The following is a 25945-nucleotide window of genomic DNA, read 5'->3' as shown; positions in this document are numbered from 1 at the left end:
GTCACATCCCGTACAGGATTTTCAGCTCGCCGCTGGCGCGCAGCGCGAGCGTCAGGCCGTCGGCCAGCAGCAGTGCCTTGTCGAACTGAATCGAGAATAGCTTTCCTTCTGTGCGAAAGCCGTCCTGGAGTGGCCGCGTCAGTCGCTGGTTCGCCGCCATCAGCAGGTTCTGGTAGGAGATGCCGTAGTCGATGTTCACGGCCTGCTTCAATTGCGCGACGATCGGTTGCAAGGCTGTTTCGCTCTGTCCGCCGTCCTGTGTGGCGACGTCGAGATCGCCAAGACCTACGCTCTTATTGCCGTCGTCAATCTTGAGCGCAGCGGCGAGATAACTCCATTGCCCCGCATTGGGATCGCTGTCAGAGGTATTCGCAAGACGAAGGCCGATCACAAGCTTGCCCGACGACGGATAGACCTGCACCTCGCGCAAATTCGTGTCCTGCGCCGGCAGCACTGCGATCGCCTGGTTGATCTTGTCCTTGATCGCGTCATAGCCGATGCGAACGGGGAGGATGACGTCGAACGTGCCCGGTGCGGCTACGTCGGTGCCCAGCGCCGGCAGCTGAGTCGGCACGACGCTCGCTCCCTGCTGTCCGATTGACGTCACCGCAGTGCCGGAGAGTTCGAGCGAACCCGACAGAACCTTGTCGTTGGCGCGGACGCCGGCGAAGGCTGCGCTCTGCGGCGTTACTTGCAGCCAGACCGGCGGCTCGTCGGCGAGCTTCATCGGTTCGAACGCATGCGTCCAGGCAGCGGCCGCCTTGTCCCGCAGATTGAGTTTCCTCGCCGCGGCCAGCGCACGTGATCGCACGCGCGCGAGCTGCGTACGGATGCGCGGCTCGACGTAGGGCGCAAGATCGACCTCGCGGCCGAGTACATGCAAATAAGGTGCTTCGCTCCAGTGGAAGGATTCGCTGAAATTCAGGTCGAGCGACCAGTCCTTGCGCAGCGCGGGCCGTGCCTCGGCCTGGATCGTCGCGCGCGCTTCGGTCTGGCCGCGGATGCGCGCGGTGAAGCGGTTGGCGCCTTGGCCTTCGGCCGCGCCGTAGATCGAGACTGCACCATAGACGCGGTCGCCGCGGCCATAGAGCGAGACGCCGCTGGTGCGATTGACGAAGCCAAACACGTCGCAATTGGCGTTGACACGGAACATCAGTACGCGGCGGTGCACGCAGTTGACGCGCTCGTCGATGGTGGCAAGCCGCTTGGGGATATCCTGCTCGATGGCCTTGGCGAGCGCCGGCAGACCGAACTCGATGGTTGCGGACACCCGCGAGGTCGTGGCGAGCGGCGCCGGCGGATCGGGAGCGAGCGGCGGCTTGTCGGCGGCGTGCGCGGCTTGCGCGAGTGCGGTGAGGGCGAGCGCAACAAGCCCGGCACGTTTCGTCGAACGAACAATTCGCAAGGAAACGGGCATTCTTCTTGTTCCAGCTTGGCCCTGCTTCGCGCCCAGGCCGCCGGCCGCGGGGCCATTCGGTCTTCAGAGCAAAATCGCGGAAGGAGAGGGCGGTCAGTGGATCAATTATTGCTTGTATTCAATGGTCGCGTATCGCGGCACTTGTATGGCGCGGCGTCGCGCTTTGAGCAAGGCTTTGTATATCGCTCCGTTATGATGGCCGTTCTTGAATTGCTCAAAAGAGATTGACGCCGCCCCCGTCCAAATGATCACGCGATGAAGCTTCTCCGTGGGCGCTGCGATTTTTGAGTCCGAGATCTGCGGCCAAGACGAAACGGTCAGCGCAGCTGACGTTTCAAATTCGTGCTGCGCGTTAAATTTGCGCCGCTCGCGCATTCCATCTTTGCGCCCTCCCTCATCCGGCGTACTCTGTGAGAGCGAGCAGGAGTGCAACAGCAACCAGTCCAGGAAACGTAGCTCCTTTTGGCGATGTCCGCCGAGAGAGATCGAGAGCTGTTGGCAGCTCATATGCGATGGAGAAGAACCGACACTTAGCGAGCTGCAAACATCCCTCGCAGCGTCTGCGAGACGCGAGTTCAACAAAACACAAAAGCGGGAGGAACGGATGAAGAAGCGTTGGTGTAATTCTGGTCTACCTCTTGTTGTCGGCGCGACACTTGCGGCGTCGGCGGCGTTGGCCCAATCCGTGGATACTGCCCGGATCGAGAACGCCGGTCAGAACGATTGGCTCACCTATCATGGTTCATACAAATCCCATCACTACAGCCCGCTCGCGCAGATCAATGCGAGCAACATCGGCAATCTGGGCGTAGCCTGGACGCACATTCCCGGACGATCGACGCGCGGCCTGCAGTCAATGCCGCTCGTGGCCGACGGCGTGCTCTATTATTCGGGTTCGTACAGCCGGGTCTTTGCGCTGAACGGCGCGACCGGCGAGGTCATCTGGTCGTTCTTTCCGGAACTCGATGAGGCGCTCATCAGCCGACAGACCCACTCGCCCTACAACCGCGGTGTAGCCCTTGGTGAAGGCAAGGTCTTCGTCGGTACGATGGATGGTCGTCTGTTCGGGCTCGATGCGAAGTCGGGAAAGGTTCTCTGGGAAACCAGGCTGATCGACTCGCAGAAGCTCACGGTCGGCTTCACTGGCGCGCCGCTTTACGCGAAGGGAAGCGTCATCATCGGCTCGCAGGGGGGTGAATGGCCGGGCCGTGGCCCGATCTTCGCTGTCGATGCCACCACCGGCAAGAAAAAGTGGGAGTTTCTGACGGTCGCGGGCACCGACGAGGCCATCAAGACCTGGGGCAACGATTCCTGGCGCACGGGCGGTGGCGGCGGCTGGATGCCGGGCACCTACGACTCCGAGACCAACTCCGTCCTGTGGGGCACCGCGAACCCGGCGCCGCTCTACGATTGGTCGGGCGCTGATTACAAGACGCAAGGTGCGCGTCCCGGCGACAATCTCTACACGAGTTCGGTCATCGCTCTCGATATCGATACCGGAAAGCTGAAATCCTACCATCAGGAACTGCCTCACGACGCCTGGGACTTCGACAGCGCCGTCGGCGAGTTCGTGATGCTTGAGCGCGATGGCCAGAAATACGTGGTTCATCCGAACAAGGGCGGCTTCGTCTTCGTCTACGACCGTAATCTTGGCGTGAAGAACGTCTGGCGGCTGGTTGAGAACATCAACTTCGTCAAGGATATCGATCCCAAGACGGGCGCGCTGATCGGCCGTCGCGATTTCCCTGTCGGGAAAGTCACTGAAGTACCGCTGTGTCCCTTCATTGGCGGCGGCATCAGCTGGAATGCCGGCTCCTACAACCCGAAGACCGGTCTTTATTACAAGATCGGCCAGGAATGGTGCATGACGCTGGATATTCAGAAGACGACGCCGGTCACCGCGCCCCAGGTCCAGCTCAACATCGGCGCCGACTTCAAGATGGTGCCGCCTCCGAGCGGCGAGATCTACGGACATCTCGACGCGCGCGACCCGATAACGGGCGCGAAAAAATGGGAGGTTCGCTTTCCCGAGCCGCCGCTTGGGAGCGTTTTGTCGACCGGGGGTAATCTTGTGTTCGTACCCGACTCCCGTGGCATCCTTCACGCCTACGATGCCGAAACCGGGGCCGAGTTGTGGAAGCACAACAACGGCACCGGCCACCAGGGCGGTATCGTCAGCTACTCCGTCGGCGGCAAGCAATATATCGCCGTGGCGGCCGGCTTCGGCGGCATGCTGGCGGACGAATATGCGCCAAACTTCGGCGGCGTCTACAAGAGCATGCCGCGTGACGACGGCGCCCTCGTCGTCTTCAGCTTGAAATAGTCTGCCTCAAACGATCTGCCGAGAAGCGGGTGCAAGCCCGCTTCTCGGTCGATTGCAGCGGCCGGGCGCGATTCAGGAATGGAGCGGACGTGTTGAAACTGCATTCGATGTCGCTTCCGGCGGTGCTAGGGGCCTCGTTGCTGTGCGTTGTGGTGGCTCGAGCTCAATCTGCCACGCCGGCGCCGTACAACGGGTCGCTGGACGTCGAGCAGTTGTTCGCGGGGACCTGCGGCTTTTGCCATTCCGACGGCGGCCGGGCTGCCGGCAGGGGACCGCAACTGATGGATTCGCAACGAGACGACGAATTTCTGCACAACCGTATCAAGATCGGCAAGCAAGGTGCGATGCCGGCATTCGGCGAGAGCTTCAGTGACGCGCAGATCGACCAGATCGTCAAATATATCCGCGCCTTGAAGCCGCGCGAGGGCTGATCCGCCGGGACCTGATCCATCCAGATGAGACGCGGCATGAAGGCAATTGTCCTGGTTATCGTCGGTGCCGCCATCGGGCTGTGGGGACCGGCGCAAGCGCGAACCCTGGACGCGATCCGCGCGAGTGGTGCGCTCGGACTATGCGCGCATCCCAACTCGCTTCCTTTTGCGCGCAAGGGCGGCGATCCGCCCGGCTTTCAGGTCGAGTTGGGACAGGTGCTGGCACGCGAGCTCGGTGTCTCGCTGCGGCTCGACTGGATCATCACGCAGTATCAAATGCGCAGCGCCAACTGTGACATTCTCCTGGATGTCATCGCCGATCGCGAAGCGCAAGGCGAGACCCGTTTGAGGATCTCGAAACCATACTATCGCACGGGCGTCGCGCTCGCGGTGCCGTCATCCAGCGCGCTCACATCGTTCAAGAGCCTCGGCGAGCATACCAAGGTGGGGGTGCAGGTCGGCTCTGTCGCCGCCATGATCATCGGTCAGCGGCACGTGCCCATATCGATCTTCGGCTTCGAGACCGACAGCCTCGACGCCGTATCAAACAAGGAGATCGATGCGGCTGCGGTCACGCCCACCGCGGCGGGCTACTTCAATCTGACGCATCCTGACAAGGCACTCCGGATCCTGGATCGCGACGAGGGCGTGGCCGACCTCAACTGGAATGTCGCCGTTGGCATGGTCCGCCCGGATGATGCGTTGCGCGAGGCGATCGACGGAGCGCTGGAACGGCTGCGCAACGACGGCACGATCGATCGGATCTACGGTCGCTATGGGATCGTGCTGCAAGCGCCGAGGTAGCTGAATTGCTCAAGGAACGACGCCGTCCCGGTTTGGCCAGGACGACGTCGCTATGAAGATCTCGCTTTGGCCTTAGGCCGCCGCCTTCTTCCGCGCCTGTTCGGCCTTGTACAGCTCGAACTCTTCCGCGATCGCCTTCGCGACCGACGGCCGCTGGCGCAGGCGGTCGTGATACGCCTTCACGTTCGGCCATTTGGCGAGCTCGATCGGCGGGGTCGCCATGGTCCAGTTGATGACCGTGACGAGATAGGCATCCGCCACGCTGAAATGGTCGAGCAGGAAGTCGCGCCCCTTCAGGTAGTTGTCGAGATAGTCGAGCCGCGACAGGTTTTTCTCCAGCGCATAGGCCTTGGTTTCCTGCGGCGCCTTGCGGTCGAGCAGGGGGATGAAGAGGCCCTTGTGCAACTCGGTGCCGATGAAGCAGAGCCATTGATGCAGCCGGGTGCGGTCGATGCCCTCGGCCGCACCGAGGCCGGATTGCGGGAACCGATCCGCGACATATTGCAGGATCGCGGCGTTCTCGGTCAGCACCACGCCCTCGTCGGTGCGCAGCGTCGGCACGAGCCCGATCGGGTTGACCGTGCGGAAGTCGGTGCCGTCGTCCAGCACTTTCTTGGTCGGCGGATCGACTTCGAGATAATTCGCTTCGGCGCCGGCTTCATACAGCGCGACGCGGGTCGCCATCGAACAGGCGAGCGGCGAGAAATAAAGATCCATCTTGGGCCTCCTTGGGCAATTCCTCTTTGGGTGTCGCTCAACCTGGCCAGATTGATTTTTGTACCATCTTGTATAATATGGCGGCGGTCAAGGATTAATTTGCGAAATGGTACAAAAATCGAAGCCGCCAGCTGCCGCCAATGAACCGAAGCGGCGTGGCCGTCCGCGCGCCTACGAGCCCGACGTCGCGCTCGGCAAGGCGCTCGACCTGTTCCGCCGGCAGGGTTTTGCGGCGACGTCGCTGGACGATCTCAGCGAAGCGACCGGCATGAACCGGCCGAGCCTCTACGGCGCCTTCGGCGACAAGCGCGAGCTCTACATCAAGAGCTACCAGCGCTATCGCGAGGACGCGCGCGCCTCGATGGTCGAGATCTTTCGCCAGGAGATGCCGGTGCGCCAGCGGCTCGAGCGCATCTTCGCGTCCGCGCTGAACATCTATCTCTCCGGCGAGACCGGTCCGCGCGGCTGCTTCACGGTGGTGACCGCGGCGTCCGAAGCCGTCGGCGATCCCGAGATCCGTGCCATGGTGTTGGATGGACTGACCGAACTCGACAAGGCCTTTGCCAGTTGCTTCCGGCGCGCCAAGGAGAAGGGCGAGCTGCCCGCGAGCGTCGACCCGGCCGTGCTGGCGCAGCTCGCCTCCGCAACCGTGCATACGATCGCCATCCGCTCCCGCGCCCGCGTGTCGCGCAAAGAGCTCGAGGCGATCGTGAAGGGTGCGATTGACGTGATGGTGGGGGCCAAAAGTTAGGCCGTCGTCCCGGGGCGCGCGTAGCGCGAGCCCGGGACCCATAACCCCAGAGAGAAGTTTGGCGAAGACTGGTCGTTCGGTACTGCGACCATCCGCAACGATAAATCACGCGGTATGGGTCCCCGCGTACGCGGGGACGACAGCGAGAGTGGGGCGCGTGCGTGCCTCTCTCAGCCTGCCGAAGCGTCTAATATCCCCGTGCCCGGTCCACCACGTTCTCCAGCGCACCGCCGGCCTCGAACTTTGCGATTTGCTCGGCGACATAGGCCGAGATTGCATCGGCGTCGGTGTCGGCCGCGTTGTGCGGGGTCAGCAGCACCTTGGGGTGGGTCCAGAACCGGCTGTCAGCAGGCTGCGGCTCCTGCACGAAAACGTCGAGCGAGGCCGCGCCAAGCGTGCCGTCGTCGAGGCAGGAGAGGATATCGGCCTCGTTCTGGAGGCCGCCGCGGCCGGCATTGATCAGCACGGGCGCGCCGAGCGGGCTGCTGCGGTTGAGCTTGGCGAAGACGTCGCGGTTGAGGATGCCGTGCGTATCCGGCGTCAGCGGCAACAGTGAGACCAGGATGTCGGTCTTGCGCAGGAATGCGTCGATCTGCGCGGCGCCGTGGAAGCATTCGACGCCCTCGATCGTGCGCGGGCTGCGGCTCCAGCCGGCAACGCGGAAGCCGAGCCGGCGCAGCACGTCGGCGGCATCGGCACCCAGCGTGCCAAGTCCCATCACGCCGATGGTGACGGCGCTCGCCGGCCACTGATATTGCGGCTCCCAGCGTTTTGCGCGCTGCGAGTCCCGCAAGTACAGCTCCTGGCGGTGGTGCATCAGCACGTGCAGCACGACATACTCGGTCATGCGATTGGTGAGATCAGGCACGGCGACGCGCACCAGCGGCACGTCGGGTAGGCTCTTGTCGGCCATCAGCGCGTCGACGCCGGCGCCCAGGTTGAAGATCGCACGCAGATTGGGGAAAGAGCCGAGGTCGCCCGGCACCGGCTTCCACACCGCGGCATAGTGCACCTCGGCCGGATCGAGCCCGGCGTCGGGCAGCAGAACCACGCGGCGGCCGCCGCAGACCGCGTCGAACCGGGCCTTCCAGCGCTCCGGCAGCCAGTTCTGCTGCGTGCTGTTGATCAGGACGGCCAGTGTGCCCATGCTCATTCGAAGTGCCTCGTAGGTTCCGTTTTGAAAACCCTCCTTGGCACGATCCGACGGATTTTTCTCGCAAATTTTTTCCGCAGCCCTGTCGGGGCGGGGCATATTGGATCGTCTTAAAAACAAGCGTTCAGGAAGGTGCTGCCCATGCTTTATGCGATCCTTTGCTATCACGACGAGGACTTCGTCGGCTCCTGGAGCAAGGACCAGGACGAAGCCGTGATGAAGAAGCTCGCCGTGGTGCAGGACAAGCTCACACAGCAGGGCCGGCTCGGTCCGGTGGCGCGGCTGCTGCCGACCACGGCGGCGGCGACGCTGCGCAAGGAGGACCCGCCGCTGGTGCTTGACGGCCCCTATGCGGAGACCAAGGAGCAGTTGCTCGGCTTCTACATCGTGGATTGCAAGAACCTCGACGAAGCCCTCGACGTTGCGCGCGACCTCGGCGCGGCCAATCCCGGCGGCGCCTATGAGGTGCGCCCCGTCGGCGTATTCCGGCCCGGAGGAATTTCGACGTGAGCGAGGCCGACACCGCCTGGATCGAGACCGCGCTGACCTCGGCGCGACCCCAGGCGGTCGGCGCGCTGCTGCGCTATTTCCGCGATCTCGACACCGCCGAAGAGGCCTTCCAGAACGCCTGCCTGCGCGCGCTCAAGACCTGGCCGCAGAACGGGCCGCCGCGCGATCCCGCGGCCTGGCTGATCATGGTCGGCCGCAACGTCGCCATCGACGAGGTCCGTCGCGCCCGCAAACAGCAGCCGCTGCCCGAGGACGACCAGGCCATCTCCGATCTCGACGACGCCGAGGGCGCGCTCGCCGAGCGGCTCGACGGCTCGCACTACCGCGACGACATCCTGCGGCTGATGTTCATCTGCTGCCACCCGCAGCTGCCGGCGACCCAGCAGATCGCGCTGGCGCTGCGCATCGTCTCCGGTCTCACCGTGAAACAGATCGCGCGCGCCTTCCTGGTCTCGGAAGCGGCGATGGAGCAGCGCATCACCCGCGCCAAGGCGAAGGTCGCCGAGGCCGGGGCGCCGTTCGAAACGCCCGGCGCGGTCGAACGCTCCGAGCGGCTCGCCGGTGTTGCTGCAATGATCTACCTGATCTTCAACGAAGGCTATTCGGCCAGCGGCGACACGGCGGAGATCCGAAAGCCGCTGTGCGAGGAAGCGATCCGGCTGGCACGGTTGCTGCTACGGCTGTTCCAGAGCGAGCCGGAGATCATGGGGCTCGCGGCGCTGCTGCTGTTGCAGCATGCGCGCAGCGCCGCGCGCTTTGCCGCGGACGGCGCGGTGATCCTGCTCGACGACCAGGATCGTACGCTGTGGAACGGCAACATGATCGCGGAAGGCCTGGCGCTGATCGACAAGGCGATGCGCCATCGCCGCAGCGGCCCCTATCAGGTCCAGGCCGCGATCGCCGCGCTGCATGCGCGCGCGTCGACGCCCGAGGAAACCGACTGGACGCAGATCGACCTGCTCTACGGCGCGCTCGAAGTGATGCAGCCTTCGCCGGTGGTGACGCTCAACCGCGCGGTTGCAGTCTCCAAGGTGCGCGGACCGCAAGCGGCGCTCGAGCTGATCGAGCCGCTGGCGCCGAAACTCACCAACTACTTTCATTTCCACGGCGTGCGCGGTGCCTTCCTGATGCAGCTCGGCCGTAACGACGAAGCCCGCATCGCCTTCGACCACGCCATCGCACTCGCCAATACTTCGGCGGAAGCCGCCCATATCCGCATGCATATTGATCGCCTGATCCGGGACAGCCAGCCGAAGGGCGCCAATGGCGGCGCCAGGCAGGGCGCAAAGGCAAAGTGACGGCCAAAAATTTCGTCCCGCCAATTGTCGGCTCCCGCCGTTCCCCTTCGTCTTAATTCCATATCCAGGGAGCCACTCATGCTGAAAGCCATTGCCATCATCGCCGTCGTCCTCGCCGTCGGCATAGCCGCGGTCCTCGTCTTCGCCTTGACAAAACCCGACACTTTCCGCGTCGAGCGCTCGCTCGCCGTGAAGGCGCCGGCCGATGCGATTTATCCGCACGTTGCCGATTTCCATTTCTGGATGAGCTGGTCGCCCTATGAGGATCGCGACCCCGGCATGAAGCGGACCTTCGGCAGAACCGCGTCAGGCAAGGGCGCGACCTATGCCTGGGACGGCAACAATAATGTCGGCGCCGGGCATATGGAGATCCTCGAGGCGAGCACGCCGTCGAAGCTTCGCATCAAGCTCGATTTCGAGCGCCCGTTCGAAGGCCACAATACCGCCGAGTTCACCTTTGTGCCGCAAGGCGATGCCACATTGGTCACATGGGCGATGTACGGTCCGGCGCCGTTCATGTCCAAGGTGATGCAGGTGTTCATCAACATGGACAACATGATCGGCAAAGACTTCGAGGCCGGCCTCGCCAGCTTGAAGAAGCTCACCGAGAAGTAACGAGGCTAGCTGCCCCAAGGAGCAGCCAAGGAATCGCCAAGAAAACGAAAAGGAGAGAAACGATGATCAATGCCTATCTGTTCTATCAGGACACCTGCGAAGCGGCGTTCAACTTCTACGCCAAGGTTTTGGGCGGCAAGATCGACGCCATGATGCGCTCATCGGAAGCGCCGCCGGACATGCCCGCCGCGCCCGGCCGCGAGAAGATGATCATGCATGCGCGGATGTCGTTGCCCGACGGCAGCGTGCTGATGGCCTCCGACGCGCCACCCGAGCATTTTCAGAAAGCCCAGGGCTTTTCGGTCTCGCTCACGGTCACGGACCCCGCGGATGGCGAGCGCAAGTTCAACGCGCTCGCCGACGGCGGCACCGTCACCATGCCCTTCAGCAAGACGTTCTGGGCCAAGGGCTTTGGCATGTGCGTCGACAAGTTCGGCATTCCCTGGATGGTGAACTGCCCCGCCGAGGGCATGTGACGGGCGCGCCGGCCTGACACGCCAAGCCGCGATCCCACTCCCGTTGTTACGGGAGTGGGTCACTCATGCCGTCGTCATGTCACACGGCTGATCACCGCGTGCTCGCTCACCTGAGCGATCCGGTCGCGTCATCGCTTGGCGGCGGCGATTCAACGCAGCGAGGGCAGATCACGAGTTTCGTGCCAAGCTGCCTGTCGTTCTCCGCCTCGATTTCGTCATGGACCACCCACCACGCCTCGGAGAACGGGCGCAACGTGCCGAGCACTCTTTCCCGCTCCTGATTGGGATTGTCCTGCGCAGGCGCCGGGTTCGCGGCGCGCCGCTTTGTGACAGAGGAGCGGTGAGGGGCCTGGTTCGGATCCCGGCCGAGGCCGTCCCATGCGATCGGTCGGCGCTCCTGCGCCGGCGCCGCCGCGCATCCGAGGAGCGCTGCGCAAAAAGTGAGCAAGACGAAGCCGTGACGCAGCATGCCGGACCCTTGGTGCGGTACGCGACACGCAAACTCCGCATGCGGAGCCTTGCATCGCGCCGGTTAAATGGAACCTAAGGGAAACGACGTGGCCGCCATGGCCCAATATGGAATCGTGCTCTCGCATCACATTGCGAGAGCAGTGAGGCCGCTTCGTGAAATCATGCGGATCGCATCGCACAACAACTGGCGAAATATTAGGCTGTGAACTCCACGACAGAATCGCTAATAATTTCTTCATAAATTCTACAAACTGGGGTGGGCGCTACTTAGAAGAAGGGGAGCGACCGATGGCAGCGGCGCTACAAATCAATTTTGCACTTTGGGGTATGCTCATCTGCGCGACCTTGGAATTGGCGCAGACCATCCAGAGGCTCTACTAGGCCTGACGAAATGTGTGACCGGCGCAATTTCGTCGTCGCGCTTGCCCGCTAGCTCACCAGCAACGCGATGAGCGTGAGGCTGACGCTCGCGATCACGATCATCGAGAGGACGTAGTTGTGCGGCCGTGCCGTTCGCGCGCGCGGCGGTCTCCGCCGCTGGAGCGGCTCGCTCGCCTGCCATGCGAACTCCGACGGCGTGAGCGCAGCCTCTGCGCCCGAGCCGATATATTTCACATAGAGCTCGAGCAGCCGCAGCTCGGACGGCAGGTCCATCAGGCCCTCGCGGTGGCGCCGCGACAGCAATTCGAATTCGACGGTTTCCTGGGAGCTCAACTGGCCAAGGACAATGCGTCCCTGGTCCGACAGGCGGTAGTGAAAATCGATGGGCTGCACGGCCTGCGATCGGTTTGAAAATGAGTAATCTTGAAAAAGCGGAACCATCCTAGTCTGTGACCACTGCTGAGATTATGACGGCCCTGCAGCCATCGTGACCCGAGCGGCCTCAATCTGGACGGGACCATCATAGACGGTCGGGAAGAGCCGCAAACCGCGTAAATTGGGCAGGCATTGCCAAGAGGTTGAGCGGATTTCGTGTCCGGATCGTCGGGATTTTGCAAAACTGCCTAATCGCCGGACAGCGGCGGATGCAACCGGTCACATCGCTGGCGGCCGCCTGTTGCTCAGCGGCAGCGCGGATAGATCGCCGCAAGGTCGCGGCCCTTCAGCAAAAGCAATCTGGACGAGAGGCCACCGTGCCGGCTGATCCAGTCGCGCACCGGGCCGGGATAGGCCTGCAGCACCGCATCGGAGGCTTCGGGCTCGGCATAAAAACGCCCACGCCGGTCGACCGAACGCGCCGCGTGGAAGCCGAGTACCGCGCGTTTGGTGACGCAGATGCGCTCGCCCGGCACGATGCTGAGCACCAGCGTGCAGGCGGACAGGCACGGACCGTCGATCACCACGCGCTCGCCGCTCTCGCGCACCTGCTCGAACAGGTCGAGGAACGGCCCGACCTCTCCGCCCGGCGACTGGATGATGCGGATTTCGGCCATGGCGGGGGTGGTGGTAAAGAGCGCAGATGCGAGCATCCAGGCACCCACAAAGAACATGCGTCGCATGGAGCTCTCCACTAACTCGATCCCGTAGGGTGGGCAAAGCGTAGCGTGCCCACCAATGGCATCGCAAATCTGGAGGGAAGGTGGGCGCGGCGCTTGCGCGCCTTTGCCCACCCTACGACGTTCACCCGTTCCGCCGTTCGCCGCGCAGCGTCGGCAGGCCGATGCCAGCCGCATCGAAGCCGCCATCGACGGCCAAAATTTGGCCGGTGATGTAGCTCGATCGTTCCGAGCACAGGAAATAGATCGCTTCGGCGAGTTCCTCCTCCAGGCCGTAGCGGTTGAGCGGAATGGCGTCGTGATAGTCGGCGCGGATCTCCCTGCTGTGCACCTGCTTCGCCATCGCGGTGTCGACCGGCCCCGGCGCGACCGCGTTGACGCGGATGTTGAGCGAGGCGAGCTCGACCGCGAGCTGCTTGGTCAGGTGCGCAAGGCCCGCCTTGCTGGTGCCATAGGCCGAACGCAGGGTCGAGGCGCGCACCGCCGAGATCGAGGTGACGTTGACGATGGCGCCGCCGCCTTGCTCGCGCATCAGCGGCGCGGCCGCCTTGGTGCACAGGAACGGGCCGGTGAGATTGACCGCCATGATCCTGTTCCAATCGGCGTCGCTGGTCTCCAGCACTGGCGCGAACACGGCGACGCCGGCGTTGTTGACGAGAGCATCGAGCCGACCGAAGCGGCTCATGACCGCCGCCATTGCAGCTCCCACGGCGGCTGCGTCGGACACGTCGCAGGTGATTGCCAGCGTGTTATCGGGATTCTTCAGGGCCGCCGCCGCGGCTGCCTGCAGCTCCCCCTCGATATCGAGCAGCGCGACGCGCCACCCTTCGGCCAGGAATTTCTTGGCCGTCGCCAGCCCGATGCCTCGCGCGGCTCCGGTGACGAGGGCGACGTTTTGTGAGGCCTGCGGCATTTGCTAATCTGTCCTGTGTTCGAAAGAGGCGCGCACGAGCGCCGGCTCCTTTTACTTCGCTTTCGTCCCGGCAAGAAGGGCTCCAGGCCATGCTCATCGATCCCAGCACGATCCCGCTCGAGGAATGGCGGCCAGGTGTGAAGACCCGCATGGTGACATCCGCGCGCAACGGCGCGACCGCGCTCTGCATCTTCGAGCAATGGGTCGATCCCGGCGCCGGTGCGCCGACGCACAGCCACACGGTCGAGGAGGTGCTCACCGTGCGGGCGGGCGAGGCGGAGATGTGGATCGAAGCCCGGCGTATCACGGTGACGGCCGGACAGGCGCTGCTGGTTCCCGCCGGCCACAAGCACGGTTTTCGCAATTCGGGAGCGACCATGCTGCATGTGCATGCGGTGTTGGCCTCGCCGGTCTTCGAGATGCTGCCGGAAGGGGCGAGTGAAGCGACGCGACGCTGGGAGCGGTAGGGTAAGGGCGTCGGTCTCTCTCGCCGTCACCCCTGAGGTGGCCGCTTCTTCTGCGGCCCTCGAAGGATGACGGAGATAGTGATAAAGCGAGAGCTTACGCCAGCTCCGCCGATGCGCGCTGCATGTTCGACGACATGTCGGAGGTCACGATGCTCTGCTCCTCGACTGCGGCTGCGGTGGAGGCGATGAACTCGTTGACGCCGGCGATCGCGGCCTTGATCGCGGTGAGCGAGCTCGCAACGTCGCCCGAGATGGTGTTCAGCGCGTCGATTTCGGAGGTGATCGTGTCGGTGGCCTGCTTGGCCTGGCTGGCGAGGTTCTTCACCTCGGAGGCGACCACGGCAAAGCCGCGGCCCGCTTCGCCCGCCCGCGCCGATTCGATCGTGGCGTTGAGCGCAAGCAGGTTGATCTGACTGGTGATGCCCGAAATCATCTCGACGATGCCGCTCATGGCCTGGGCCGCTGCAGTCAACTTCTGAGCCTGACCGTCCGCGGACTCGACCCTGGTGGTCGCGACCTTGGAGGTCTCGCGCGATTTCGCCATGGTCGCGGAGATCTCGCGGATCGAGGCGCTCATCTGCTCGCTGCCGGCCGCGACCGCCTCGATCAGCCCGCGCGCATTGTCGGCCTTCTTGCGGCCGATCGCCTGCGCGGTGATGTCGGTGGCATATTTCACCACCTTGTAGGGTTTTCCGTTGAGGTCCAGAATCGGATTGTAGGACGCCTGGATCCAGATCTCGCGGCCGCCCTTGGCGATCCGCCTGTATTCGGCGGCCTGGTATTCGCCGCGGTTGAGCGTCTCCCAGAAATGGCGGTAGGCCGCCGAATTCTTCTCGTTCGGCTCGACGAACATGGAATGGTGCCGGCCCTTGATCTCGGCCAGCGAATAGCCCACCGCCTTGAGAAAATTCTCGTTGGCGGTGCGGATCGTGCCGTCCATGTTGAACTCGATCACCGCCTGCGACTTCTGGATCGCGGCGAGCTGGCCGTCATTGTCGGCGGCCTTCATCTTCTGCGCGGTGATGTCGGTTGCGAACTTCACCACCTTGAACGGTTTGCCGGTCTCGTCGAGGATCGGGTTGTAGGTCGCGAGAATCCAGATCTCCTTAGCCCCCTTGCCGAGTCGCTTGTACTCGGCCGCCTCGAACTCCCCGCGGTTGAGCCTTGCCCAGAATGCGGCATAGGCCGAACTCGCGCGGTCCTCGGGCGTCACGAACATGCTGTGATGCTTGCCCCTGATCTCGTCGAGCGAATAGCCCATCGCGCCCAGGAAGTTCTCGTTGGCGGTGACGATGGTGCCGTCCATGTTGAACTCGATCACGGCCTGCGCGCGGTTGATCGCGGCGATCTTGCCGGAGTCTTCCATGGTCTTGATCTTGTACGCCGTGATGTCGGTGGCGAACTTGATGAAGCTGACCACCTTGCCGTTCTTGTCCAGCAACGGGGCGTAGGAGGCATGAACCCAGACTTCCTTGCCGTTCTTGCCGAAGCGCTTGTATTGCGTGGTCTGGAATTCGCCGCGGTTCAGGCTGGCCCAGAAGTCGCGGTAGCGGGCGCTCTCGCGTTCGGCCGGGCTGACGAAGATGCTGTGATGCTTGCCCTTGATCTCGGCGAGCGAATAGCCGCTCATTTTCAGAAGGTTCTCGTTAGCATCGAGGATGGTGCCGTCGAGATCGAATTCGATGACGGCCTGCGAGCGATCGAGGGCGTCGACTTCCGCGAGCGCGTGCTGGATCCTGGCCTTGCTGTTGAAATTGAACACTTGAAGGTCCCCGGAATGGTTCAACTATGCGTCGGCCCAGCTGCAATTGGCCTTCTCGAAAAAGTTGCATGCACGCGTTGATCAACTGTAAACCCTTGCAGCAAGCTGCGCGGTCTCCGTAGTTCCGCGTGCGCTGGCCATGTTGTTCTGCTTTCGAAGATTCTCGTCCTATATGCACGGCGGTGGACATAGTCGGTCCGTACTCGTACGGACCCGCCTCGCGATATTTTCGCATCGTCTCTGTTGAAATTCGGCAAGCAATGTCGGGGCACGCGTTCGTGCATCGTCTTCAAGAGGATCTTCTCTGCGGAGACCATCAATGCCTGACGACCGCGAGCGCCTGATTCGAGACCTCTTCGCAGCCTATCTCGGCAACGACCGGCAACGGGTCGCCGACGCACTGGCCGACGATTTCCGCTTCACCAGTCCGTTCGACGACGACCTCGACAAGGCGGCCTATTTCGAGCGCTGCTGGAAGGACACCGGCTGGATCGCGCGGCACGACATCGAGCGGGTTTTCGTCCGGGGCGACGAGGCCTTCGTCACCTATCTCTGTCTGGCGAAAGATGGCAGGAGCTTTCGCAACACGGAGTTCTTCACCTTTTCCGGTGGCAAGGTCCGCCGCATCGACGTCTATTTCGGCGCTGCCCGGAAGGATGGGCGTTTCCTGCCGCAGCCGCGCTAGCGGCCGGCGCAATGACCTCCGGAATAATTTTCATCACCCTGTCGGTTCCGTAAAGGTTGGTTCGTCTTAGAGGTAAGGGTGGGCGGCCCGAGCCGCCGCTCCCGTCCTTCGGGGGTGGCGCCGCGCCGCGCAAACCCGAAACGACAAAGCAAACAAGGACTGCTCATGCGATTCATGATGCTGATGATTCCGCTCGGCTACGAGACCGCGCCGCCGGACGTGCAACTCGATCCCGAACGCGTCGCCGCGATGATGCGCTACAACGAGGCGCTGAAGGATGCCGGCGTGCTGATCACGCTCGACGGTCTGCACCCGCCGTCGATGGGCGCGCGCGTCTCGTTCGCGACCGGCGAGCCCATCGTGACCGACGGCCCCTTCGCCGAAGCCAAGGAAGTCCTTGGCGGCTACTGGATGATCGAGGTTGCCTCGCGCCAGGAGGCGATCGCCTGGGCGAAGAAGTGCCCGGCTTCCGCCAATGAAGTCATCGAGATCCGGCAGGTGCAGGAGATGGCCGACTTTCCGCCGGAGGTGCAGGCAGCCGCCGCCGGTTTCGACGATCTGAAGACGTAGCCGAGACGGCTGCGGATCAACTCGCGGCTCGTCAATCCATCATCCATCAACAAAGGAGAGAACCAATGAGCACTGATACCTATCTCGCCGTTTTCCTCGGCAGCAAGACCAGCCCGCAATGGGCCGCATGGAACGCGATGTCCGAGACCGCGCGGAAGGCGAAGGAGCAGGAGGGCATGGCGGCCTGGAAAGGCTGGGTCGAGAAGCATCAAGGTGCGATCCAGGCCATGGGCGGCCCTCTCGGCAAGACCAAGAAGGTCGACGGCAAGGGCGTCGCCGACATCGCCAACGAGATGGGCGCCTTCACCGTGGTCCGCGCCGCGTCCCATGAGGCCGCAGCCAAGATGTTCGAGAACCACCCGCACTTCGCGATCTTCCCCGGCGAACGCGTCGAGATCATGCCGGTGCTGCCGATTCCCGGCGGCTAGGCCGTGTCATTCCGGGGGCGCGCACACGCGAGCCCGGAAATCTCGAGATTCCGGGTTCGGCTCGTCGAGCAGCCCCGGGTCGAGCCGCCCCCGGAATGACGAGTTGGCCGGTTAATCAAATCCGGCCTGCGCTAGTGACTTCACGCCCGGCTCATGTAAAAGCTGTTCACATGAGCTGGCGTAAGGACCAGGGCCGCACCGAGCGCGGCTATCACCACGGCAATCTGAAGGAAGCCCTGTTGCAGGCTGCCCTCGGGCTGATCGCCGAGAAGGGCGCGGCCGGCTTCACCTTTGCCGATGCCGCGCGCATGGCCGGCGTCAGCGCGGCGGCGCCTTACCGGCATTTCCGCGACCGCGAGGAGTTGCTGTCCTCGATCGCGCAGCGCGGCTTCGAGCAGTTCGAGCAGCGCCTGACCGCGGCCTGGGACGACGGGCGCCCGGATACGGTCACGGCGTTCGAGCGCGTCGGCAAGGCCTATCTCGCCTTTGCCCGCGAGGAGCCTGCCTTCTACAACGCGATGTTCGAATCGGGCGTGCCGGTCGATTCAAATCCGGCCCTGCAGGCCGCCAGTGAACGCGCCTTCAACATCATTCGCGCCGCCGCCGAGCGGCTTGCGGCGCTGGCGCCGCCCGGCACGCCGCGGCCACCGGCCATGATGATGGCGCTGCACATCTGGTCGATGGCGCACGGCGTGGCCTCGCTGTTCTCACGCGGCGACGCCGCGCGGCGAAAACTGCCGATGTCGCCGGATGACCTGCTCGAAGCCGAGGTGCTGATCTATCTGCGCGGCTTGGGCTTCCCGACCGACCGCCGTCCGCCGGCACGAAGCGCCGAGCCGCCGCCGGTGCCACCGGAGGCATCCTCCGGTTCTGGCCTGCCGCCCGGCGGCCCCTGGGGCAAGCCGAAATAAAATTGCGCAAATAATTCGGCGACCCTGTCAGGCGGCCGGCTTGACAAAATCGCGGGATGGTCTAGCTATGTAAATGTTATTTACATTCACAACGGCGCTGGTGCCGTGATGGAGATGGAAATGGCCTACACCGCTGATGTCAATCGATGGCGCGGTTCCTCTGACGAACGCTATGAGCGCCCCCACATGCTCGATACGCCCTGGCATCCCGGCTGGATCGCCGTGACCATCCTCGGCTTCATCATCTGGTGGCCGATCGGACTTGCCCTTCTCTTTTTCACACTCGGGAGCAGAAAAATGGGTTGCTGGAGCCACCAGGATCGCTGGCAGAACAAGATGGAGCGGATGCAGTACAAGATGGACCGCATGCGCGGCCGCATGGAGCGCCGTGGTTTCGGCTTCGGCTTCGGCCCGCCCTCGAGCGGCAACCGTGCCTTCGACGAATACCGCACCGAGACGCTGCAGCGGCTCGAGGAAGAGCAGGTCGAGTTCAGGAACTTCCTCGACCGTCTGCGTCACGCCAAGGACAAGGAAGAGTTCGACCAGTTCATGGCGCAGCACAAGACGCGCCCGACCCCGCCGCCGACCGACCAGCCGCAAGGCTGATCTAAAACGGCTGATCCGGGGTCTGCCTCTCAAAGCCTTCAGGCGCATGCCCCCAAAGTCCTGATGGCCCCGAGCCGCCCGCCTGCGCAACCCGCAGGCGGGCGGTTTGGTTTTTGGGGACCCGAACCAACCGCCGACGATCCGACACCAAGACTTGCGCGTGCCACCTCAATCCGCCGCGCTGCTGGACGACGCGCATCATGGACCTCTACACCCGCCTGCTGCTTGCCGTGACCGCCTTGGCGGTCCTGGGCTACATCGGCTTGGTCTATGGCAGCTGCGCGTTCGATCCCGATTGCCATTTTCGCCTCTGCGCCGGCGGGCGTGCGTTCTGCGGCGTTGATCACGTACATGTGCAGGACCGGTAGAACCCGATCCGCGCCGGGCCCGACCAAGCCCTGACGCCGCATCTCCCGCGCGCTGACGGGTACGACCATGACCAACGCCGGACGCAAAGAGATCAGCCATGGCATCGCGCTCCTTGAGCGCGCCTCGGCGCTGCTCGACCGGTTCGGAAACATCGTGCCGGTGGCGATCGCGTTCCTCAATGGATGGCCGACGGAAGTCCAGCTCTATCCGCAGTGGCAGCTCGGCGAATCCTGGCGGTTCTTTCTCAGCCTTTATCTCTATTGGTTCGCCTCGTACGCACTCAGCCGCGCGGTCTCTTTTGCCAAGGGGAGTATCGCCCCATGATCCTGCTCCGCGATTTCGCGCTCTTCGTCCTACCGGTGCTCATTGCGGCGGGCGGCTGGCTCTACGCGCTCAGCCTGCGCAAGCGGGCCCGGACCGATCTTGAGGGCGAAAGCAAGCGCGTCCCGGCGGCGTGACTGGCGCCCCGACCCGGACCGCCTATATTCGCCTTCACAAGAGTGGGCGGACCGGAGGCGACAATGGCGGAAGCTGCGATCACGGCGAGCGACGGCCTCTGGCGACAGATCCGCAGCGAGGCGCAGCGCGCGGCTGATGCAGACCCCGTGTTCGGCAAGGCCCTTGCGCGTGCCATTCTCGCTCACGATGATTTTGCCGCCGCTTTGGCCGATTTGATCGGGCAGCGGCTCGGCAGCGGCACCACCGGGCGCACGCGCTTCACGTCCTATTCCCGCGACGCCTTTCAAGGCGAGCCAGACCTGATCGAAACCGCCAGCCGGGATCTGCAGGCCATCGCATTGCGCGATCCCGCCATCACCGACCTGCTGCCGCCGCTGCTGCATTACAAGGGCTATGTCGCGCTGCAAGCCTGGCGCGTCTCGAACTGGCTCTGGCGTCATGACCATCACGACGCGGCGCTGCTGTTTCAGAACGAGGCGTCCAACCTGCTGCAGATCAGCATTCATCCGGCCGCATCCATTGGATCGTCCGTCTATCTCGACCACGCCACCGGCATCGTGATTGGTGCGAATGTGGTGATCGGCGACGAGGTCACCATCCTCCAGAACGTCAGCATCGGCCGTCGCGGTGAATTGCCGACGCGCTCGCCGCGTATCGGCCGCGGCGTCTACATCGGTGGCGGCGCGACCATTCTCGGTGACATCAATATCGGTGAATTCGCCAAGATCGGCGCCGGTGCTGTTGTGACCGGTGACGTGCCCGCCGGCTGCACCGCGATCGGCAATCCCGCGCGATTGACCAATTGCCCCGAGCCCGCCTCGGCGGCCTGACCCTATCAACCTTCGGAGAGTTGCAATGAAGACGGCAATCGTGATCGGCGTTGGACCGGACCGCGGGGTCGGGGCCCGGCTTTGCAAGCGTTTTGCGGCCGATGGGCTCAAGGTGATCGTCGCGGGCCGGACGCTGTCTGCCTTGCAGGCCGTTGTAGACGACATCACGAAGGCGGGCGGCGCAGCCGTGCCCTTCGTTGCCGATGCGACCAGGGAGGGGGACATCGTCGCGCTGTTCGATGCCGCCGGCGACAACCTCGACCTCGCCATCTACAACGCCGGCAACAACACGCCCGGCAAGATCATCGAGATGGACGCCGACTATTTCGAGAATGCCTGGCGCGTGGTCTGCTTCGGCGGCTTCCTGTTCGGCCGCGAGGCGGTGCGGCGGATGGTGCCGAAGAAGACCGGCACGCTGCTGTTCACGGGCGCCAGTGCCTCGCTGCGCGGACGCTCCGGCTACGGCGCCTTCAACTCATCCAAGGCCGGCCTGCGCACGCTGGCGCAGGCGATGGCCAAGGAATACGCGAGCGACGGCATCCATGTCGGCCATGTCGTGGTCGACGGCGCGATCGCCGGCGACAAGATCTTTTCACGATTCCCGGATGCGGCCGGCCGCGAGGACAGCCTGATCGACATCGATGGCATCGTCGATGCCTTCGCCTTCCTCTATCGCCAGCCCGAGCGCGCCTGGTCGTTCGAGCTCGATGTACGGACCTCGAAGGAGAAATGGTGAGGGGCGCTACTGCCGAGCAGAGCTCCTGTAAGGTGGGCACCGCGCTTTGCGCCTTTGCCCACCCTACGCGTTCTCTCAATACCCTGCCGCCAGCCCACTGTTTCGGCGTGGATCGTTCGCACCGTAGTAACGATTGTTGCCGACTTGCTCGCCGTTCAGCGACGGCGCGCCGACGATGATGACCGCGAGATGGTTCGCCGGTTGCGGTGGCCCGAATTTGTGGCCCATGCCTTCCAGGATCTTGCGCGTGTCCGGTGACAGCGCATAGTCCTCGACATTGGTCATATCAGGCAGCCATTGCTGGTGGATGCGTGGCATGTCGACGGCCTCCTGCGCGTTCATGCCGTAGTCGATCGCATTGATCATGGTCTGCAACACGGCGGTGATGATGCGGCTGCCGCCGGGCGTGCCTACCACCATGACGGTCTTGCCGTCCTTGGTGACGATGGTCGGGCTCATCGAGGACAGTGGACGCTTGCCGGGAGCAATCGCGTTGGCCTCACCCTGCACCAGGCCATACAGGTTCGGCACCCCGACCTTGGCCGTGAAGTCGTCCATCTCGTCGTTCAGCAGCACGCCGGTCTTGGCCGCCGTCACCTTGGCGCCGAACCAATCGTTCAGCGTGTACGTCACCGATACCGCGTTGCCGTCCTTGTCCGCGATTGAATAGTGCGTGGTGTTGCTGCCCTCGTGCGGCGCGACGCCCGGCTTGATGTCCTTGGAGATTGCGGCCTTGTTCGGATCGATCACGGCGCGGATCTTGGTCGCGTAATTCTTGTCGAGCAGGCGGTCGAGCGGATTCTTCACGAAATCCGGATCGCCGAGATAGCTGTTGCGGTCCACGTAGGCATGCCGCATGGCCTCGATCTGCACGTGCACGGCCTGCGCGGAATGGTAGCCCAGCTCCTTCAGAGGATAGCCCTCCAGGATATTCAGGATCTCGCAGATGACGACGCCGCCCGAGCTCGGTGGCGGCGCGGAAATCACGTGATAGCCGCGATAGTCGCATTCGACAGGTGCGAGCTCGCGCGTCTTGTAGCCGTCGAGGTCGTCCTGCGTCAGCAGGCCCTTGCCGGCCTGGCTCGATGCCACGATGGCGCTGCCGACCCAGCCCTTGTAGAAGCCGTCGGTGCCCTTGCTGCTGATCTCGCGCAGGGTTTTCGCCAGTTCGGATTGCAGCAGTCGATCGCCCACGCCGAACGGCTGGCCGTTGTTGAGGAAGATCGCGCTCGATGCCGGATCGTCCTTGAAATCGTCGGTTGCCGTGCGCAGCAGGTCGATGTCGCCCTGGTCGAGTACAAATCCCTGTTCGGCGAACTGGATCGCGGGAGCGAGCAGGTCGGCGCGCTTCATGGTGCCGTATTTTTCGCGCGCATATTCCATGCCCGAGACGGAGCCTGGCACACCCACAGCCAGATGTCCCTTGGTCGAGATGCCCTTGATGACGTTGCCATCCTTGTCGAGATACATATTGGCCGTCGCCGCCTTGGGCGCGGTCTCGCGGAAATCGAGGAAGGTCTTGCGGCCGTCGGCGAGCTGGATCGTCATGAAGCCGCCACCACCGAGATTGCCGGCGGCCGGATAGACGACGGCCAAGGCATAACCGACGGCCACAGCGGCATCGACGGCATTGCCGCCGCGCTTCAGCACATCGACGCCCACCTGGGTCGCCAGATGCTGCGCGGACACCACCATGCCGTTTTGCGCGGCGACCGGTGCGACCGACGCCGCGCGCGCGGCGCCGAACGTGACGAGGCTGACCGATATGATCGCGGCGGCCATCCACCGCACATTGGTTTGTGGTTTCGGCACTGGACGCTCCTCAGGCTGGGCCGGTGATGCCGGCACGTTGTTGTCCGCGAGCGCAGCCTATCAGCTCGTGCCCGCCGTGAGATGCGAGATGGAGCATGTGGTCGTGGTGTAGCTGTGGCGCACGCTAAGCTCCCTGCGATTTCGGGCTGGGCAGGGGAGGAGGTTCCAGAAGGGGCGTCCGTTGTGCCCGGTGTCGTAGCGCCACGAGTCCCACTGCGCTCCCTCCCCCCTTGCGGGGGAGGGCGGGGGAGAGGGGTAGCCCAGGAAAAAGTGCTCGTTGCGTGCGTCCGATTTCATCACGGCGGGAGCCCCCGTGTGGTACCCCTCTCCCTGGCCCTCCCCCGCAAGGGGGAGGGAACCGACCTCGCCCGGAGCGGGCGGCTCGAATACGTCGGCAGGCACGTAGCGCCTCCCCGCGGCAAAGCGGCCAACCGCCTGCGCTGCCTACCTTTCCGGCAGCCAAATTCGGCCGTGGTAACCGCACGTTAACCATCGGCGGGCTCTGGTAATTGCGGACAGTCGTGCCCGGAGCCGTGCTCAAGGCCCATAGTTTTGACATCTTGGCAGGGAATGCAGACGGCCGGCTTTGGACGAGCCCCTGCACCCCAGAAAGACAAGGCTTTGAGCGGGCTTGCCGGCCGCGCCGGTGCTAGCGCGGCTGTTGGGGAACCGGCAGCCATTTGCTGGCCGGAGAGGTCAGGTAAATGATCGCCTTGAGAGGATACTGCTTATGAATCCGGCCGACGTGGCTCAGTCAGCCCTTCCGGTTGCCGCTTCCGCGGACGTGTCGCTGATTGCGCTGTTCTGGCAGGCTCACTGGATCGTGAAAGCGGTGATGCTGGGGCTTCTCGCCTGCTCGGTCTGGGTCTGGGCCATCGCGATCGACAAGATCTTTCTTTACGCGCGCACCCGCCGCTCGATGGACCGGTTCGAGCAGGCCTTCTGGTCCGGCGAGTCGATCGAGGAGCTCTATCGCACGCTCTCGGCCAAGCCGACGCATTCCATGGCAGCCTGCTTCGTCGCCGCCATGCGCGAGTGGAAGCGCTCGTTCGAGAGCCACGCCCGCTCGGTCGCGGGCCTTCAGATGCGCATCGACAAGGTGATGAACGTCTCGATCGCGCGCGAGGTCGAGCGGCTGGAACGCCGGCTGCTGGTGCTCGCTACCGTCGGCTCCGCCGGCCCCTTTGTCGGCCTGTTCGGCACGGTCTGGGGCATCATGTCGAGCTTCCAGTCGATCGCGGCATCGAAAAATACCTCCCTGGCGGTGGTCGCGCCGGGCATCGCGGAAGCGCTGTTTGCGACCGCCGTCGGCCTTATCGCCGCCATTCCTGCCACTATTTTCTACAATAAGTTCACTTCCGAGGTGAACCGGCAGGCCCAGCGGCTCGAAGGTTTCGCCGATGAATTTTCCGCCATTCTGTCGCGTCAGATCGACGAGCGGGGCTGACGGACGGCATGTATAGTGTGAGGGGCAATTTGGGCACTCGATCATGGCGATGAACGTAGCTAGTTCGTCCGGAGGCGGCGGGCGCCGTGGCCGGCGCAAGCCCGTCGTGGCCGAGATCAACGTCACGCCGATGGTGGACGTGATGCTGGTGCTGCTCATCATCTTCATGGTGTCGGCGCCGATGTTGACGGTCGGCGTGCCGCTCGACCTGCCTCAGACCCAGGCCAAGAGCCTCGAAAACAACGACCAGAAGCCAATCCAGATGTCGGTCGACATCAAGGGCAAGGTGTTCATCAACGACGCCGAGATCGCGATCAACGAGTTGATCCCGAAGCTGAAGGCGATCACGGACGCGCGCGGCGGGCTCGAGGAGCGCATCTATCTTCGCGCGGACAAGAAGGCGGATTACGGAACGGTGGCCAAGGTCATGGGCCTGTTGTCCGGCGCGGGCTTCAAGAAGCTGGCGCTCGTGACCGAGGCGGATCAGGGGTAAACCGGTGAAGGTGAACGTCGACAAGACACTCGTTGCGTCGATTGCCCTCCACGTCCTCGTGCTTGGATGGGGACTGGTCACCTTTAGCAGCAAGGCCTTTGTCGCGGAAGAGTCGCTTCCGATCGACATCATCTCCACCGATCAGCTTGCGCAGATGATGTCGGGGCAAAAGACCGGCAAGAAAGAAGAGCCGAAGCCCAAGGTCGAGAAGATCGCCGAGGCCAAGCCCGAGGAAGATGCGGTCGGCAAGGTCACCGAGAAGAAAGAGCTGATCAAGACCAACTCGACGCCCGAGCCGCCGCCGAAACCCGTCGAGAAGCCGGTCGAGAAGAAGCCCGAGCCGCCCAAGCCCGTTGCCGAGGCCAAGCCGAAGGAAGAACCGAAGCCGCAGGAAAAGAAGCCTGATCCGGCCAAGGAAGATCCGATCGCCGAGCTCCAGAAGAAGCTGGAGACCAAGAAGCCTCCGCCGAAGCCAGTCGAGCAGAAGGTCGCGGCGGTGCAGCCGCAACAGCAACCGAAGCCCAAGGAGCGCAGCTTCGATCCGGCGCAGATCCAGCGCGACCTCGACAAGCGCGCGGCGACCCGGCACGAGCTCTCCGGCGCGGCGCTGAATGCGTCGGCTGCGCTGGGATCGACGACCGGGACTGCTGCCAACAACGTTGCGACGTGGGGAGGCGCGTTCACGAATGCGGTCCGGCGCTGCTTCACGCCCACCTATAACGGGCAAGACGCCGAGCAATACGAGGCTGACATCGATATCCCGATGAAAATCGACGGCTCGCTTGCGTCCGAGCCGGTTATCGTCGCGGTTCGCGGCCCGTCTCGGTCGATTGCTCAGGCGGTGGCGGAGAGCGCCAAGCGCGCCATCGTGCAGTGTCAGGTCTATTCGTTCCTGCCGAAGCAGCAGTATGACACCTGGAAGACCATTCCGATGCGCTTCGGCCTGAAAGATATGTTGTGACATCCGAACAAAAGAATTTTGCGATGAATGACGT

General features: G+C 63.7%; 31 protein-coding genes. 22 read left to right on the top strand and 9 right to left on the bottom strand.

Going from position 1 to position 25945, the window contains the following annotated elements; genetic code table 11:
• Position 1: 1 nt before the first annotated feature.
• Positions 2–1417 carry a DUF4403 family protein gene (locus AB7535_RS31005; protein ID WP_439037446.1) on the bottom strand — a complete coding sequence of 472 codons (1416 nt, stop codon included), beginning with the start codon at positions 1415–1417 and terminating at the stop codon, positions 2–4.
• 604 nt (positions 1418–2021) lie between these two features.
• Between AB7535_RS31005 and AB7535_RS31000 the strand changes: the two genes are divergently transcribed.
• The 3 genes from AB7535_RS31000 (at position 2022) to AB7535_RS30990 (ending at position 4975) form a co-directional block, all read left to right on the top strand.
• The gene (locus AB7535_RS31000) at positions 2022–3740 is read left to right on the top strand and encodes a pyrroloquinoline quinone-dependent dehydrogenase (protein WP_231145419.1); all 1719 of its coding nucleotides are present in this window, start codon (positions 2022–2024) and stop codon (positions 3738–3740) included.
• 89 nt (positions 3741–3829) lie between these two features.
• Entirely contained in the window at positions 3830–4171 is a 342-nt protein-coding gene (locus AB7535_RS30995; RefSeq protein WP_354113116.1) for a c-type cytochrome, read from the top strand.
• Between the two features lie 36 nt (positions 4172–4207).
• Positions 4208–4975, top strand: a complete 768-nt coding sequence (locus AB7535_RS30990) for a substrate-binding periplasmic protein (RefSeq protein WP_231143526.1) — start codon at positions 4208–4210, stop codon at positions 4973–4975.
• Between the two features lie 72 nt (positions 4976–5047).
• Here AB7535_RS30990 and AB7535_RS30985 read toward each other — a convergent pair whose 3' ends face one another.
• Positions 5048–5692 carry a glutathione binding-like protein gene (locus AB7535_RS30985; RefSeq protein WP_231143525.1) on the bottom strand — a complete coding sequence of 215 codons (645 nt, stop codon included), beginning with the start codon at positions 5690–5692 and terminating at the stop codon, positions 5048–5050.
• Positions 5693–5798: 106 nt separating this feature from the next.
• Here AB7535_RS30985 and AB7535_RS30980 point away from each other — a divergent pair, with 106 nt between their 5' ends.
• Positions 5799–6443 carry a TetR/AcrR family transcriptional regulator gene (locus tag AB7535_RS30980; protein ID WP_231143524.1) on the top strand — a complete coding sequence of 215 codons (645 nt, stop codon included), beginning with the start codon at positions 5799–5801 and terminating at the stop codon, positions 6441–6443.
• A 187-nt stretch (positions 6444–6630) separates the two neighbouring features.
• On the opposite strand, the gene AB7535_RS30975 is transcribed toward AB7535_RS30980, so the two are convergent.
• Positions 6631–7596, bottom strand: coding sequence for a 2-hydroxyacid dehydrogenase (locus AB7535_RS30975; protein ID WP_231143523.1), 966 nt, complete (start codon positions 7594–7596; stop codon positions 6631–6633).
• 141 nt (positions 7597–7737) lie between these two features.
• Between AB7535_RS30975 and AB7535_RS30970 the strand changes: the two genes are divergently transcribed.
• The 4 genes from AB7535_RS30970 to AB7535_RS30955 all read left to right on the top strand — a co-directional run bounded on the left by AB7535_RS30970 (position 7738) and on the right by AB7535_RS30955 (position 10495).
• Positions 7738–8106 (top strand): YciI family protein, encoded by a 369-nt coding sequence (locus AB7535_RS30970; RefSeq protein WP_063981079.1) that lies wholly within the window; start codon positions 7738–7740, stop codon positions 8104–8106.
• A complete protein-coding gene (locus tag AB7535_RS30965) occupies positions 8103–9404 on the top strand; it encodes an RNA polymerase sigma factor (protein WP_166079988.1) in 1302 nt (433 codons plus the stop codon). The genes AB7535_RS30970 and AB7535_RS30965 overlap by 4 nt, the downstream gene beginning before the upstream one ends.
• A gap of 78 nt (positions 9405–9482) precedes the next feature.
• Positions 9483–10019 (top strand): SRPBCC family protein, encoded by a 537-nt coding sequence (locus AB7535_RS30960; RefSeq protein WP_063981081.1) that lies wholly within the window; start codon positions 9483–9485, stop codon positions 10017–10019.
• Positions 10020–10081: 62 nt separating this feature from the next.
• Positions 10082–10495 carry a VOC family protein gene (locus AB7535_RS30955; protein ID WP_028161093.1) on the top strand — a complete coding sequence of 138 codons (414 nt, stop codon included), beginning with the start codon at positions 10082–10084 and terminating at the stop codon, positions 10493–10495.
• Between the two features lie 106 nt (positions 10496–10601).
• Here AB7535_RS30955 and AB7535_RS30950 read toward each other — a convergent pair whose 3' ends face one another.
• The 4 genes from AB7535_RS30950 to AB7535_RS30935 form a co-directional block, all read right to left on the bottom strand.
• Complete coding sequence (locus tag AB7535_RS30950; protein ID WP_063981083.1) at positions 10602–10964, bottom strand: hypothetical protein; 363 nt, start codon at positions 10962–10964, stop codon at positions 10602–10604.
• Between the two features lie 431 nt (positions 10965–11395).
• Positions 11396–11740 (bottom strand): hypothetical protein, encoded by a 345-nt coding sequence (locus AB7535_RS30945; protein WP_354113077.1) that lies wholly within the window; start codon positions 11738–11740, stop codon positions 11396–11398.
• Positions 11741–12027: 287 nt separating this feature from the next.
• Entirely contained in the window at positions 12028–12456 is a 429-nt protein-coding gene (locus tag AB7535_RS30940) for a hypothetical protein (protein ID WP_425364317.1), read from the bottom strand.
• 130 nt (positions 12457–12586) lie between these two features.
• Entirely contained in the window at positions 12587–13375 is a 789-nt protein-coding gene (locus tag AB7535_RS30935; protein ID WP_231143520.1) for an SDR family NAD(P)-dependent oxidoreductase, read from the bottom strand.
• An 89-nt stretch (positions 13376–13464) separates the two neighbouring features.
• Between AB7535_RS30935 and AB7535_RS30930 the strand changes: the two genes are divergently transcribed.
• A complete protein-coding gene (locus AB7535_RS30930; RefSeq protein WP_231143519.1) occupies positions 13465–13842 on the top strand; it encodes a cupin domain-containing protein in 378 nt (125 codons plus the stop codon).
• 94 nt (positions 13843–13936) lie between these two features.
• Here AB7535_RS30930 and AB7535_RS30925 read toward each other — a convergent pair whose 3' ends face one another.
• The gene (locus AB7535_RS30925) at positions 13937–15604 is read right to left on the bottom strand and encodes a methyl-accepting chemotaxis protein (RefSeq protein ID WP_231143518.1); all 1668 of its coding nucleotides are present in this window, start codon (positions 15602–15604) and stop codon (positions 13937–13939) included.
• Between the two features lie 319 nt (positions 15605–15923).
• On the opposite strand from AB7535_RS30925, the gene AB7535_RS30920 reads away from it, so the two are divergent.
• The 10 genes from AB7535_RS30920 to AB7535_RS30875 all read left to right on the top strand — a co-directional run bounded on the left by AB7535_RS30920 (position 15924) and on the right by AB7535_RS30875 (position 21198).
• A complete protein-coding gene (locus AB7535_RS30920) occupies positions 15924–16289 on the top strand; it encodes a nuclear transport factor 2 family protein (protein ID WP_085401836.1) in 366 nt (121 codons plus the stop codon).
• 165 nt (positions 16290–16454) lie between these two features.
• Positions 16455–16859, top strand: coding sequence for a YciI family protein (locus tag AB7535_RS30915; protein ID WP_071909736.1), 405 nt, complete (start codon positions 16455–16457; stop codon positions 16857–16859).
• A gap of 65 nt (positions 16860–16924) precedes the next feature.
• Positions 16925–17287, top strand: a complete 363-nt coding sequence (locus tag AB7535_RS30910) for a YciI family protein (protein ID WP_063981089.1) — start codon at positions 16925–16927, stop codon at positions 17285–17287.
• A 170-nt stretch (positions 17288–17457) separates the two neighbouring features.
• The gene (locus AB7535_RS30905; protein ID WP_063981090.1) at positions 17458–18198 is read left to right on the top strand and encodes a TetR/AcrR family transcriptional regulator; all 741 of its coding nucleotides are present in this window, start codon (positions 17458–17460) and stop codon (positions 18196–18198) included.
• A gap of 120 nt (positions 18199–18318) precedes the next feature.
• On the top strand, positions 18319–18804 hold the full coding sequence (locus AB7535_RS30900; RefSeq protein WP_028152211.1) for a DUF2852 domain-containing protein: 486 nt from the start codon (positions 18319–18321) through the stop codon (positions 18802–18804).
• 200 nt (positions 18805–19004) lie between these two features.
• Positions 19005–19172 carry a hypothetical protein gene (locus AB7535_RS30895; protein ID WP_231143517.1) on the top strand — a complete coding sequence of 56 codons (168 nt, stop codon included), beginning with the start codon at positions 19005–19007 and terminating at the stop codon, positions 19170–19172.
• 67 nt (positions 19173–19239) lie between these two features.
• Positions 19240–19497, top strand: a complete 258-nt coding sequence (locus tag AB7535_RS30890; RefSeq protein ID WP_259256290.1) for a hypothetical protein — start codon at positions 19240–19242, stop codon at positions 19495–19497.
• Positions 19494–19631, top strand: coding sequence for a hypothetical protein (locus AB7535_RS30885; RefSeq protein WP_231143515.1), 138 nt, complete (start codon positions 19494–19496; stop codon positions 19629–19631). Before AB7535_RS30890 ends, AB7535_RS30885 begins: the two co-directional genes overlap by 4 nt.
• A gap of 63 nt (positions 19632–19694) precedes the next feature.
• Positions 19695–20462 (top strand): serine O-acetyltransferase, encoded by a 768-nt coding sequence (locus AB7535_RS30880; protein WP_231143514.1) that lies wholly within the window; start codon positions 19695–19697, stop codon positions 20460–20462.
• A gap of 25 nt (positions 20463–20487) precedes the next feature.
• On the top strand, positions 20488–21198 hold the full coding sequence (locus tag AB7535_RS30875; protein WP_063981093.1) for an SDR family NAD(P)-dependent oxidoreductase: 711 nt from the start codon (positions 20488–20490) through the stop codon (positions 21196–21198).
• A 75-nt stretch (positions 21199–21273) separates the two neighbouring features.
• Here AB7535_RS30875 and ggt read toward each other — a convergent pair whose 3' ends face one another.
• Positions 21274–22980: a gamma-glutamyltransferase gene (gene ggt, locus AB7535_RS30870; RefSeq protein ID WP_231145417.1), complete on the bottom strand. Its 1707-nt coding sequence runs from the start codon at positions 22978–22980 to the stop codon at positions 21274–21276.
• 760 nt (positions 22981–23740) lie between these two features.
• Between ggt and tolQ the strand changes: the two genes are divergently transcribed.
• From tolQ to AB7535_RS30855, 3 genes are read left to right on the top strand one after another with little or no spacing between them, the layout of a single operon-like run.
• On the top strand, positions 23741–24457 hold the full coding sequence (tolQ, locus tag AB7535_RS30865; RefSeq protein WP_014492404.1) for a protein TolQ: 717 nt from the start codon (positions 23741–23743) through the stop codon (positions 24455–24457).
• Between the two features lie 43 nt (positions 24458–24500).
• Positions 24501–24950: a protein TolR gene (gene tolR, locus AB7535_RS30860; RefSeq protein WP_028152217.1), complete on the top strand. Its 450-nt coding sequence runs from the start codon at positions 24501–24503 to the stop codon at positions 24948–24950.
• Between the two features lie 4 nt (positions 24951–24954).
• A complete protein-coding gene (locus tag AB7535_RS30855; RefSeq protein WP_166080000.1) occupies positions 24955–25911 on the top strand; it encodes a protein TolA in 957 nt (318 codons plus the stop codon).
• Positions 25912–25945 lie beyond the last annotated feature (34 nt).

Origin of the sequence: Bradyrhizobium sp. 956_D2_N1_4, from assembly GCF_052076025.1 — a bacterium.
GTDB lineage: Bacteria > Pseudomonadota > Alphaproteobacteria > Rhizobiales > Xanthobacteraceae > Bradyrhizobium > Bradyrhizobium barranii.
The sequence above is the reverse complement of the archived record's forward strand: the minus strand, read 5'-3'. Positions and strand labels throughout refer to the sequence as shown.

Excerpts from the sequence above, each read along its gene's own strand:
- AB7535_RS30920 (WP_085401836.1), top strand. The coding sequence starts at position 15,924 with ATGCCTGACGACCGCGAGCGCCTGATTCGAGACCTCTTCGCAGCCTAT.
- AB7535_RS30960 (WP_063981081.1), top strand. The coding sequence starts at position 9,483 with ATGCTGAAAGCCATTGCCATCATCGCCGTCGTCCTCGCCGTCGGCATA.
- AB7535_RS30950 (WP_063981083.1), bottom strand. The coding sequence starts at position 10,964 with ATGCTGCGTCACGGCTTCGTCTTGCTCACTTTTTGCGCAGCGCTCCTC.
- AB7535_RS30930 (WP_231143519.1), top strand. The coding sequence starts at position 13,465 with ATGCTCATCGATCCCAGCACGATCCCGCTCGAGGAATGGCGGCCAGGT.
- AB7535_RS30910 (WP_063981089.1), top strand. The coding sequence starts at position 16,925 with ATGAGCACTGATACCTATCTCGCCGTTTTCCTCGGCAGCAAGACCAGC.
- AB7535_RS30940 (WP_425364317.1), bottom strand. The coding sequence starts at position 12,456 with ATGTTCTTTGTGGGTGCCTGGATGCTCGCATCTGCGCTCTTTACCACC.
- tolR (WP_028152217.1), top strand. The coding sequence starts at position 24,501 with ATGGCGATGAACGTAGCTAGTTCGTCCGGAGGCGGCGGGCGCCGTGGC.
- AB7535_RS30900 (WP_028152211.1), top strand. The coding sequence starts at position 18,319 with ATGGCCTACACCGCTGATGTCAATCGATGGCGCGGTTCCTCTGACGAA.
- AB7535_RS30955 (WP_028161093.1), top strand. The coding sequence starts at position 10,082 with ATGATCAATGCCTATCTGTTCTATCAGGACACCTGCGAAGCGGCGTTC.
- AB7535_RS30980 (WP_231143524.1), top strand. The coding sequence starts at position 5,799 with ATGGTACAAAAATCGAAGCCGCCAGCTGCCGCCAATGAACCGAAGCGG.
- AB7535_RS30990 (WP_231143526.1), top strand. The coding sequence starts at position 4,208 with ATGAAGGCAATTGTCCTGGTTATCGTCGGTGCCGCCATCGGGCTGTGG.
- AB7535_RS30970 (WP_063981079.1), top strand. The coding sequence starts at position 7,738 with ATGCTTTATGCGATCCTTTGCTATCACGACGAGGACTTCGTCGGCTCC.
- ggt (WP_231145417.1), bottom strand. The coding sequence starts at position 22,980 with ATGGCCGCCGCGATCATATCGGTCAGCCTCGTCACGTTCGGCGCCGCG.
- AB7535_RS30915 (WP_071909736.1), top strand. The coding sequence starts at position 16,455 with ATGCGATTCATGATGCTGATGATTCCGCTCGGCTACGAGACCGCGCCG.
- AB7535_RS30975 (WP_231143523.1), bottom strand. The coding sequence starts at position 7,596 with ATGAGCATGGGCACACTGGCCGTCCTGATCAACAGCACGCAGCAGAAC.
- AB7535_RS31005 (WP_439037446.1), bottom strand. The coding sequence starts at position 1,417 with ATGCCCGTTTCCTTGCGAATTGTTCGTTCGACGAAACGTGCCGGGCTT.
- AB7535_RS30880 (WP_231143514.1), top strand. The coding sequence starts at position 19,695 with ATGGCGGAAGCTGCGATCACGGCGAGCGACGGCCTCTGGCGACAGATC.
- tolQ (WP_014492404.1), top strand. The coding sequence starts at position 23,741 with ATGAATCCGGCCGACGTGGCTCAGTCAGCCCTTCCGGTTGCCGCTTCC.
- AB7535_RS30895 (WP_231143517.1), top strand. The coding sequence starts at position 19,005 with ATGGACCTCTACACCCGCCTGCTGCTTGCCGTGACCGCCTTGGCGGTC.
- AB7535_RS30905 (WP_063981090.1), top strand. The coding sequence starts at position 17,458 with ATGAGCTGGCGTAAGGACCAGGGCCGCACCGAGCGCGGCTATCACCAC.
- AB7535_RS30885 (WP_231143515.1), top strand. The coding sequence starts at position 19,494 with ATGATCCTGCTCCGCGATTTCGCGCTCTTCGTCCTACCGGTGCTCATT.
- AB7535_RS31000 (WP_231145419.1), top strand. The coding sequence starts at position 2,022 with ATGAAGAAGCGTTGGTGTAATTCTGGTCTACCTCTTGTTGTCGGCGCG.
- AB7535_RS30875 (WP_063981093.1), top strand. The coding sequence starts at position 20,488 with ATGAAGACGGCAATCGTGATCGGCGTTGGACCGGACCGCGGGGTCGGG.
- AB7535_RS30985 (WP_231143525.1), bottom strand. The coding sequence starts at position 5,692 with ATGGATCTTTATTTCTCGCCGCTCGCCTGTTCGATGGCGACCCGCGTC.
- AB7535_RS30890 (WP_259256290.1), top strand. The coding sequence starts at position 19,240 with ATGACCAACGCCGGACGCAAAGAGATCAGCCATGGCATCGCGCTCCTT.
- AB7535_RS30935 (WP_231143520.1), bottom strand. The coding sequence starts at position 13,375 with ATGCCGCAGGCCTCACAAAACGTCGCCCTCGTCACCGGAGCCGCGCGA.